This is a genomic window from Streptomyces sp. NRRL S-31, assembly GCF_000718775.1.
In the GTDB taxonomy this organism is placed as follows: domain Bacteria; phylum Actinomycetota; class Actinomycetes; order Streptomycetales; family Streptomycetaceae; genus Streptomyces.
Window position 1 is genome coordinate 1 of sequence record NZ_JOCB01000166.1, and the last position, 8962, is coordinate 8962.

At 71.9% G+C, this 8962-nt stretch carries 8 protein-coding genes; 2 read left to right on the top strand and 6 right to left on the bottom strand.

The window, feature by feature from the left end:
• Positions 1–128: 128 nt before the first annotated feature.
• The 3 genes from IF37_RS0137295 to IF37_RS0137305 all read right to left on the bottom strand — a co-directional run bounded on the left by IF37_RS0137295 (position 129) and on the right by IF37_RS0137305 (position 4133).
• A complete protein-coding gene (locus IF37_RS0137295; protein WP_030753734.1) occupies positions 129–1112 on the bottom strand; it encodes a carbohydrate kinase family protein in 984 nt (327 codons plus the stop codon).
• A gap of 45 nt (positions 1113–1157) precedes the next feature.
• Complete coding sequence (gene metK, locus IF37_RS0137300) at positions 1158–2366, bottom strand: methionine adenosyltransferase (protein ID WP_030753737.1); 1209 nt, start codon at positions 2364–2366, stop codon at positions 1158–1160.
• Positions 2367–2657: 291 nt separating this feature from the next.
• Positions 2658–4133: an MFS transporter gene (locus tag IF37_RS0137305; RefSeq protein ID WP_030753740.1), complete on the bottom strand. Its 1476-nt coding sequence runs from the start codon at positions 4131–4133 to the stop codon at positions 2658–2660.
• A 356-nt stretch (positions 4134–4489) separates the two neighbouring features.
• On the opposite strand from IF37_RS0137305, the gene IF37_RS0137310 reads away from it, so the two are divergent.
• Together IF37_RS0137310 and IF37_RS0137315 are read left to right on the top strand one after the other, a co-directional pair.
• On the top strand, positions 4490–4882 hold the full coding sequence (locus IF37_RS0137310; RefSeq protein WP_216725872.1) for a helix-turn-helix transcriptional regulator: 393 nt from the start codon (positions 4490–4492) through the stop codon (positions 4880–4882).
• 97 nt (positions 4883–4979) lie between these two features.
• Entirely contained in the window at positions 4980–6065 is a 1086-nt protein-coding gene (locus IF37_RS0137315; protein WP_030753747.1) for an LLM class flavin-dependent oxidoreductase, read from the top strand.
• Between the two features lie 252 nt (positions 6066–6317).
• On the opposite strand, the gene IF37_RS0137320 is transcribed toward IF37_RS0137315, so the two are convergent.
• The 3 genes from IF37_RS0137320 to IF37_RS0137330 all read right to left on the bottom strand — a co-directional run bounded on the left by IF37_RS0137320 (position 6318) and on the right by IF37_RS0137330 (position 8882).
• Positions 6318–7343 (bottom strand): methyltransferase, encoded by a 1026-nt coding sequence (locus IF37_RS0137320; RefSeq protein ID WP_030753750.1) that lies wholly within the window; start codon positions 7341–7343, stop codon positions 6318–6320.
• A 124-nt stretch (positions 7344–7467) separates the two neighbouring features.
• The gene (locus tag IF37_RS0137325) at positions 7468–8385 is read right to left on the bottom strand and encodes a Gfo/Idh/MocA family protein (RefSeq protein WP_030753753.1); all 918 of its coding nucleotides are present in this window, start codon (positions 8383–8385) and stop codon (positions 7468–7470) included.
• On the bottom strand, positions 8382–8882 hold the full coding sequence (locus tag IF37_RS0137330) for a flavin reductase family protein (RefSeq protein ID WP_030753755.1): 501 nt from the start codon (positions 8880–8882) through the stop codon (positions 8382–8384). Before IF37_RS0137330 ends, IF37_RS0137325 begins: the two co-directional genes overlap by 4 nt.
• Positions 8883–8962: the final 80 nt, after the last annotated feature.

Sequence of the window (8962 nt, forward strand, 5' to 3'; positions counted from 1 at the left end):
GAGGTTCTGGAAATCCTCCAGAGTCGGCTCCTGGGCCTGGAGCATCGTGCCCATCGCTCCATCGGCGACCACCACACGCGTGGCGAGCGCCTCTCGGAGGGCGTCGGCACGGCGTGCCTGCCCGGTGCTCATGACGCGCCCGCGAGGAGCGGCTCCAGCTCGGCGGCCGACGCCCGTCCGTAGGTCTGGTCGATGCGGGCGAGGAGGTCCGCCGGGAGGAGCTTGTACTCCTGCGTGCCGACGGATTCGAGGACGGTGGTGGCGAGGGCGCAGCCGAGTTCGGCCGCTCGCCGGAGGGGCAGTTCCCAGGCGAGCCCGGCGAGAAAGCCGGCGCGGAAGGCGTCCCCGACGCCGGTCGGGTCGGCGATGCGTTCGGAGGCCACCGCGGGCACGTCCATCCGGTGGGTGTGACCGGACAGCAGGGTGACCCCGTCCGCTCCGCGGGTGATCAGCCAGGTGCCGACCCGGTTCTGCACCTCGCGTTCGCTCCAGCCGGTGCGCTCCTGGAGCAGGGCCGCCTCGTACTCGTTGGTGAACAGCCAGCGCGCCCCGTGCACCAGCCGCCTGGTCTCCTCGGTGTCGAGGCGGGCGAGCTGCTGGGAGGGGTCGGCGGCCACGTCGATGTCGAGGTCGTGCGCGGTACGGGTGTGCCGCAGCATCGCCTGCGGGTCGTCGGCTCCGACCAGGACGAGGTCGAGGCCGCCCACGGCGCCCCGGACGGCGCCGAGGTCGATGTGCCGGGCCTCGTTCATGGCGCCCGGGTAGAAGGTGGCGATCTGGTTCTGGTCGGTGTCGGTGGTGCAGACGAAGCGCGCGGTGTGGTGTTCCGCGCTGATCCGGACGGTGGAGGTGTCCACGCCGGCCGCGCGCAGGCGCTCGTCGTAGTCGTCGAAGTCGATCCCCGCCGCGCCCACGAGCACCGGGCGCAGGCCGAGCCGGCCGAGGCCGAGGGCGATGTTGGCGGCCACCCCTCCGGTGCGTATCTCCAGTGCGTCGGCGAGGAAGGAGAGCGAGACGTGGGCGAGCTGGTCCGGGATGAGCTGGTCGGCGAAGCGGCCCGGGAAGGTCATCAGGTGGTCGGTGGCGATGGACCCCGTGACAGCGATACGCATCGGTTGGCTCCTATGGGTGCGAACTTCTCGGCGTGCAGCGTCTCCTCAGGCGCTCGCGGCGTCCTTGAGCCGCTGTGCGCGGTCGGTGCGTTCCCAGGTGAAGTCGGGCAGCTCGCGGCCGAAGTGGCCGTAGGCGGCCGTCTGCGCGTAGATCGGCCGGAGCAGGTCGAGGTCCCGGATGATCGCGGCGGGGCGCAGGTCGAAGACCTCGTCGACCGCCTTCTCGATCTTCTCCTGGGCCACCGTGCCGGTGCCGAAGGTCTCGATGAACAGGCCGACCGGGGCCGCCTTGCCGATGGCATAGGCGACCTGGACCTCGCAGCGTTCCGCCAGCCCGGCGGCGACGACGTTCTTCGCCACCCAGCGCATCGCGTAGGCGGCGGAACGGTCGACCTTGGAGGGGTCCTTGCCGGAGAACGCGCCGCCGCCGTGGCGGGCGTAGCCCCCGTACGTGTCGATGATGATCTTGCGGCCGGTCAGTCCGGCGTCGCCCATCGGGCCGCCGACCTCGAACCGGCCGGTGGGGTTGACCAGCAGCCGGTAGCCGTCCGTCTCCAGCTTGATGCCGTCCTCGGCCAGTTGCCGGAGCGCCTGTTCGACGACGTGTTCGCGGATGTCGGGGGTGAGCAGGGTGTCCAGGTCGATGTCGGCGGCGTGCTGGGTGGAGACGACGACGGTGTCGAGGCGCACCGGCCTGGAGCCCTGGTACTCGATGGTGACCTGGGTCTTGCCGTCGGGGCGCAGGTAGGGGACGGTGCCGGTCTTGCGGACGTCCGTCAGCCGCCGTGCGAGCCGGTGGGCCAGCTCGATGGGGAGCGGCATGAGGGTGGGTGTCTCGTTGGTGGCGTAGCCGAACATGATGCCCTGGTCGCCGGCGCCCTGGCGGTCGAGTGCGTCGTCGTCGCCCTCGACACGTGTCTCGTAGGCGGTGTCGACACCCTGGGCGATGTCGGGCGACTGTGCCCCGATGGACACGGACACGCCGCAGGAGGCGCCGTCGAAGCCCTTGGCCGACGAGTCGTAGCCGATGTCGAGGATCTTCCGGCGCACCAGCTGTGCGATGGGCGCGTAGGCCCCCGTCGTCACCTCCCCGGCGATGTGCACCTGGCCGGTGGTGATCAGTGTCTCGACGGCGACGCGGGAGGCGGGGTCGTCGCGCAGCAGCGCGTCCAGGATCGTGTCGCTGATCTGGTCGGCGATCTTGTCCGGGTGGCCCTCGGTCACCGATTCCGAGGTGAACAGACGACGGGACATGGCTCTCCAAGTGGCGGTGGGATGCGGGGATGCCGCGACGTCCACGACAGTACGCAGATTCACGTACGGAGAGAATGTGGCGGAGGTGAACCGGGGAGACTTTGGCAAGTCCGGGCGCGGTGGCTCCACTTGTGCGTACGACGGCCCGGCGCGGCCCGGCCGCGGCGGACTTCGGTGTCCACCGCGGCCGGGTGCGCCGGGCCGTCGTCAGGTCGCCCGGAGTGCGGCCGGACGGCGGGCGGGGAGCCGGGCGGGGGATTTCCGGCCCCCGGGGCGCCCGCCGTCCGGGGTTCAGCGGGCCGCGAGGGCCTCTTCCTCGCTGCCCGGCGCGGCGGTGACCGCGGGCGCCGTCTGCCGCTTCAGCAGGAACGTGACGAGGAGGCCGACGACCATGCCCGCGGCGGTGAGCAGCACCACCAGGAACTCGCCGTCCGCCTTGGCGGCGGTGAGCGCGTGGCCCGCCTTGCCGTCCGTGCCGATCTCGGCGATCACGGTGAAGACCGCCAGGCCGATGGCGTTGCCGATGTTGAGGGCGGTGGAGGCGATGCCGTTGGCCACGCCCTGCTCCTGCGGGGCGGTGCCGGTCGCCGCCGCGATCCACATCGCGGTCCAGACGATGCCCTGGCCGATGCCGGAGACGATCAGACCGGGCACCAGCAGGCCGTAGCTCGCGTCGGCGTCGAAGCCGAAGGCGAGCGCGACCGTGCCGACCACGCCGACGACGAAGCCGATGATCAGGGTCGTGCGGGTGCCGATCCGGCTGGCGAACCGCTCGCCGAGCTGGGTGCCCGTGGCGATCGCGACCGACGGGATCAGGAAGCCGAGGCCGGTCTGGAGGGCGCTGTAGCCGTGCACACTCTGCATCAGGACCGTGAGGAAGTACGGCAGGACGCCGAAGGTCGCCATGTAGAGGAAGGTGACGAGCATGCCCACGGTGAGGTTGCGGTTGTTGAACAGCCGGAACGGCATCAGCGGGTCGGAGCTGCGTGACTCGACGACGGCGAACAGCGCGAGCAGCAGGACGGCCGCGACGAACGCCCCGACCACGAGGCCGTCGCCCCAGCCCCGCTCGGGGCCTTCGACGAGGGCGAAGACCAGCAGGGTGGCGCCGCCGGTGACGCTGAGGGAGCCCGGGAAGTCGAACTTGCGGCGCGTGGTGCGGGCCGGGTCGCGCGGGATGACGAACAGGGCGCACAGGGCGACGAGGCCGCCGAAGGGCACGTTGACGTAGAAGACCGAGGGCCAGCCGAAGTTCTCCGTCAGGACCCCGCCGAGGAGCGCGCCGATCGTCAGGCCGCTGGCGCCGGCGCCGCCCCAGACCGCGAGCGCCCGGTTCCGCTTGGGACCTTCCTCGAAGAGGGTGTTGATCAGGGAGAGGGTGGACGGCAGCAGCAGGGCGCCGGCGATGCCCTGGACGGCGCGGGCCACGACGATGACCTCGGGGCTCGGCGCGAGACCGCCGGCCAGCGACGAGACGGCGTACAGGGAGAGGGCGAGGACGAACATCCTGCGCCGGCCCAGCAGGTCGGCCGCGCGCCCGCCGAACAGCAGGAAGCCGCCCGCGAAGACGACGTAGGCGCTGACCACCAGCTGCTGGGTCTGGCCCGGGAAGCCCAGGTCCTGACCGATCTCGGGCAGGGCCACGAACACGATGTTCAGGTCGAGGCCGTAGAGCAACTGCGCGAGGGCCAGCAGCGTCAGGATCCAGCCCAGATGGCGTGGGGCGCCGTCCGGGCTCCCCCGGTGCAGCGCTGATGTAGTGGACATGACAGTCAGGCCCCTTCTGGGTCCGGTGGAGTGGTTCGTGGAGCTGTGGAGCTGTGGAGCTGCGTGAAGCTCGGACGGGACCTCCGGCAACCCGGGGTCGCCGCATCATTACGACTGTTCGTATTCTTACGTACGTCGCATCGTTCGGCAACCTTAGTACAGTCGAACCGTCGTGCCCCGCCGACCGCTCCGCCCCGCCCAGGGCGCGAGGCACCGGTCCGGCTCGCCACGGGCGCGGGAAAAAGGGAGACGCATGTCAGACGACACACCGCGGAAGGGGGCACCGGGCCACCGCCCCGCCGCCCCGCGGAGGGCGCACCACGGGCCCGGAGACGACCGGAGGATGGAAAGTATGAATGTCGCGGTACTGTGGGATTATGAGCCGCCATCCAGACCGCGACCAGATTCGGATCGAGAGCGTGCTGTCCGCGCTGGGCAGCCCCGTACGACTCGCCGTCGTCCGTGTACTCGACGCGGGCGGGGAGCACAACTGCGGCAGCGTACTGGGAATCCTGGGGATCACCGCCAAGTCCACGATGACGCACCACTGGCGCGTGCTCCGCGAGAGCGGCGTCATCTGGCAGCACCCCTCCGGCAGGGAGAACCTGCTGTCCCTGCGCCGCGAGGACCTCGACGCGCGTTATCCGGGACTCCTGGACGCCATCCTCGCGGGGGCCGCGGAGGACGAGGTGCTGGAGAAGGCCGCGCGCGCCGTCTCCGCCGGCGACCGGACCCGCTCCGCCACCTGACCCGCGCATCCGGGACCTGCCCGGCCCAGGCCTCCCCCGCAGCGGGTGCGCGGTACCGCGATCTGTCGTCACCGCCACACCCGTGAGGAGCCGCACCATGCAGTTCGGGATCTACAGCGTCGGCGATGTCACCCCGGACCCGACCACGGGCCGCGTCCCGACCGAACACGAGCGCATCAAGTCGATGGTCCGCATCGCGCTCAAGGCGGAGGAGGTCGGTCTCGACGTCTTCGCCACCGGGGAGCACCACAACCCGCCGCACGTCCCCTCGTCCCCGACCACCCTGCTCGGGTACATCGCCGCGCGCACGGAGCGGATCACCCTCTCCACCGCGGTCACATTGATCACGACGAACGACCCGGTGAAGATCGCCGAGGACTACGCCTTCTTGCAGCACCTGGCCGACGGGCGCGTCGACCTGGTGCTCGGCCGGGGCAACACCGCGCCCGTCTACCCCTGGTTCGGCAAGGACATCCGGGCGGGCATCCCGCTCGCCCTGGAGAACTACGCGCTGCTGCACCGGCTCTGGCGGGAGGAGGAGGTGAACTGGCACGGCAGGTTCCGTACGCCGCTGACGCAGTTCACCGCCACCCCCCGGCCGCTGGACGGCATACCGCCGTTCGTCTGGCACGGCTCGATCCGCAGCCCGGAGATCGCGGTGCAGGCCGGCCACTACGGCGACGGGTTCTTCGCCAGCAACATCCTGTGGCCCAAGGAGCACTTCCAGGACCTGATCGCGCTCTACCGGCACCACTACGCGGAGAGCGGGCACGGCCGGCCCGAGCAGGCCGTCGTCGGGCTCGGCGGGCAGGCGTTCATGCGCGCCAACTCCCAGGACGCCGTACGGGAGTTCCGGCCGTACTTCGACAACGCGCCGGTGTACGGGCACGGCCCGTCGCTGGAGGACTTCATGGAGATCACCCCGCTCTCCGTGGGCAGTCCCCAGCAGGTGATCGAGAAGACCCTGCGCTTCCGTGAGTACTTCGGCGACTACCAGCGGCAGATGTTCAACATGGACCACGCGGGGCTGCCCCTGAAGACCGTGCTGGAACAGCTGGACCTGCTCGGCGAGGTGGTGCGGGTGCTGCGCGAGGAGTTCGCCGACCGGCGGGCCCCGGGGGTCGCCGAGCCGCCGGTGCACCCGGCCGCGGCGGCGCGGGAGCGGGAGGGCGCGGCCGACTAGACGGCGTTCCGCTGCCGGGAGCACACCGGCGCCGCCGGTCCTCGGACCGACGGCGCCGGTTCCCCGGGTGCGGCGCCGCCGGTGTCGGTGCCGGGGGCCGCTCCCGCCGCCCCGCCGGCCGTCCCGGTCGCGCGGTTCCCGCGCCACGCGAGCGGCCCCCAGGACCTCGACGGTCCTGGGGGCTGTCGCCGCGCGGGCCGGGGAAAGCGGCGCGGCACGTGGGACGGCGGGGCTTCGCGGACGGCGGTGGCGTCAGGGCTTGCGGGCGACCAGCACGCCGTTGGCTCCCTGGCCCTCGAACGGGGTGACGCCTTCCGGCTTGAGCCCGAACTCCTCCATCCAGGCGGAGTACTCGGCCGCGGTGTAGTTCCGCCCCCACGTCTCGACGAGCATGTTCAGGCTCATCAGCGCCGCGGGCGCCGGACCCCGCTTGTCGTCGGCGACGAAGGACTCGGTGATCAGCAGGACGCCGCCGGGAGACAGCGCCTCCGCGCACGACCGCAGGATCTTGCGCGCGTCCTCCACACCCCAGTCGTGCAGGATGTTGGAGAGCAGGATCGCGTCGTACCCGCTCGGCACACCTCCGACCTGGAAGAAGTCGCCGCTGGCGAAGGAGATCCGGTTCGCGAGCCCCGCCTTCTCCACGCGCGGCTTCGTCAGTTCGCACACGAACGGCAGGTCGAAGACGGTCGACTTCAGGTGCGGGTAGCGGTTGCACAGCTCGATGTCGTACGCCGCGCCACCACCGCCCACGTCGAGCAGCGTCCTGACGGTGGTGAAGTCGAAGTGCTCGGCGAGCTGACCGGCGGTGTAGGCGGACAGCGAGTGCATGGCGTCCCAGAAGTGCTCCTTGACGACCGGGTCGTCGGGCTGGAACAGCGACTTCTGGTTCTCCACGTCCCAGGTGTAGGGGCGGTTGCCGCGCAGCGAGTCGAGCATCTTGATGTAGGCGGGGTACTCGTGCTTGTCGACCAGCGTGACCCAGCCGCCGAAGTACCGCGGCTTGCCCTTGACCAGGAACTCCTCGGAGAGCGGGGTGTTGTGGTAAGTGCCGTCGTCCTCCAGCCGCAGCAGGTCGAGGGAGACGAGCGCCGTCAGCAGCAGCTCCGCGGGGCGCTCGTCGATCGCGTGCCGTTCGGCGAATTCGGCGAGGGTCGTGCCGCCGCCCCCGGCGAGCTGGGTGAACAGCTCCAGCTCCGTGGCCAGTCCGAGCGCCTTGAAGGCATAGACGCCGAGGGTCAGGTCCATCAAAGGGGTGGGGGTGAGGGGCGAAGTCATGTAGGTCCTCCGTTGCTCATCGGTGGCGTGGAGCTCGACTCACTACGACAGTACGAGGATTGACGAACATTCTCCAGCGGGCGCGGGCGACCCACGACGACTTTGGGAGGTAACGCCGTGGCGCTCACCTCGGCTCCGCCCGGGCCGCCCGGTCGACGGCGTCCAGGACCCGGGCGGTGCGCACGATCTCCCGGGCCGTCGGGGGCTCCCACCGCGGGTCGCCCCGGAGCTGGCCGAGGAACGCCTCCAGCGCGGCCCCGGCCCGGAGCCTCGGCTCGACCGTCACGCCGGCCCGCTCCCCCTCGATGTGCAGGAGCATCCCGCCCGGGCGGGACGTCCAGCCCGCCTGGAGCGTCACCGGCACGCCGCCCCAGGACAGGACCGCCGCGCCGCCCACGTCCAGCTCGGTCCCGGGACGGCCCCGATACGAGGCACCGCACACCCGCAGACCGGCCGACGGGTCCAGCCACTCCAGCAGGTCGACGAGATGGACCGCGAGGTCGGCGAAGGCACCCGCCGCGCCGTGCCGCTCGGCCAGCATCCAGGCCGCGGACCCGGTGAAGACGCCGTCGAGCAGACCGGGATGGGTGAACCGCAGGTGCACACCTGCCAGTTCGCCCAGGGCCCGCTCGGACAGCCGGGCGCGCACCGCGCGCAGTTCGGGCGCGCATCTGAGGAACATCGCGGTCGTGACCGGCCGTTCGGCCGCCGCGAGCAGCGCCGCCAGGCGGCCGGTCTCCTCCGCCGAGGCCGCCAGCGGCTTCTCGACCAGCGCCGGGACGCCGGCCTCGACGGCCTGGCGCAGCAGCGGGCCGTGCTGTGCCGTGGTGGAGACGATGACGGCCGCGTCGGCCCCGGCCAGCGCTCCGGCCGCGTCCGCCGTCGGCCGTACGCCCGCCACGGGTGCCCGTCCGCCGCTGTACACGGCGGCCAGCACGACCCGTGGGTCGCGGGCGACCACCTCCAGGTAGTCCGGCAGGTGCACATGGTCCGTGCCCAGCACCGCGAGCCGGACCACGGCCGGGACCGGGGCCGTGGTCATCTTGCCGTGGCCAGCCGGTCGTTGGGCACGGGGCGGCCGAAGGCGCGGTCGCTGTAGACGAGGGGCGCGCGGTCGCCCGCGCGGGTCGCCTCGACGCGGCCGACGAGGATGCTGTGATCGCCTCCGTCCAGGATCTCGTGGGTGGCGCAGGCGATCCGGGCCGCCGCGCCGGGCAGTCCGGGCAGGCCGAGTTCGCAGGGCGCCATGTCGCCGGCCGCGAACCGGTCCACGCCGGAGGTCGCGAAGCGCACGGCGACATCGCCCTGGTCGTGGGCGAGCACGTTGACGAGGAAGTGCGGGGCGGCGGTGAACGCGCCGTGCGTGCTCGCGCCCTTGTCCAGGCAGATGAGCACGAGCGGCGGGTCCAGGGAGAGCGAACAGAAGGAGCTACCGGTGAAGCCCCACCGCCGCCCGGACGCGTCGGCCGTGGTGGTCACGGTGACGGGGGCGGGCACGCGGGACAGGGTCCGGGTGAAGGCGAGGCGGTCGACGGGCATACGGTCATCCGTTCTGTGCGGGGCGGGGACGGGGCGCGGGTCCGGCGGTGGGCGGGCGGTCCGGACGGCCGGGGCGGGGG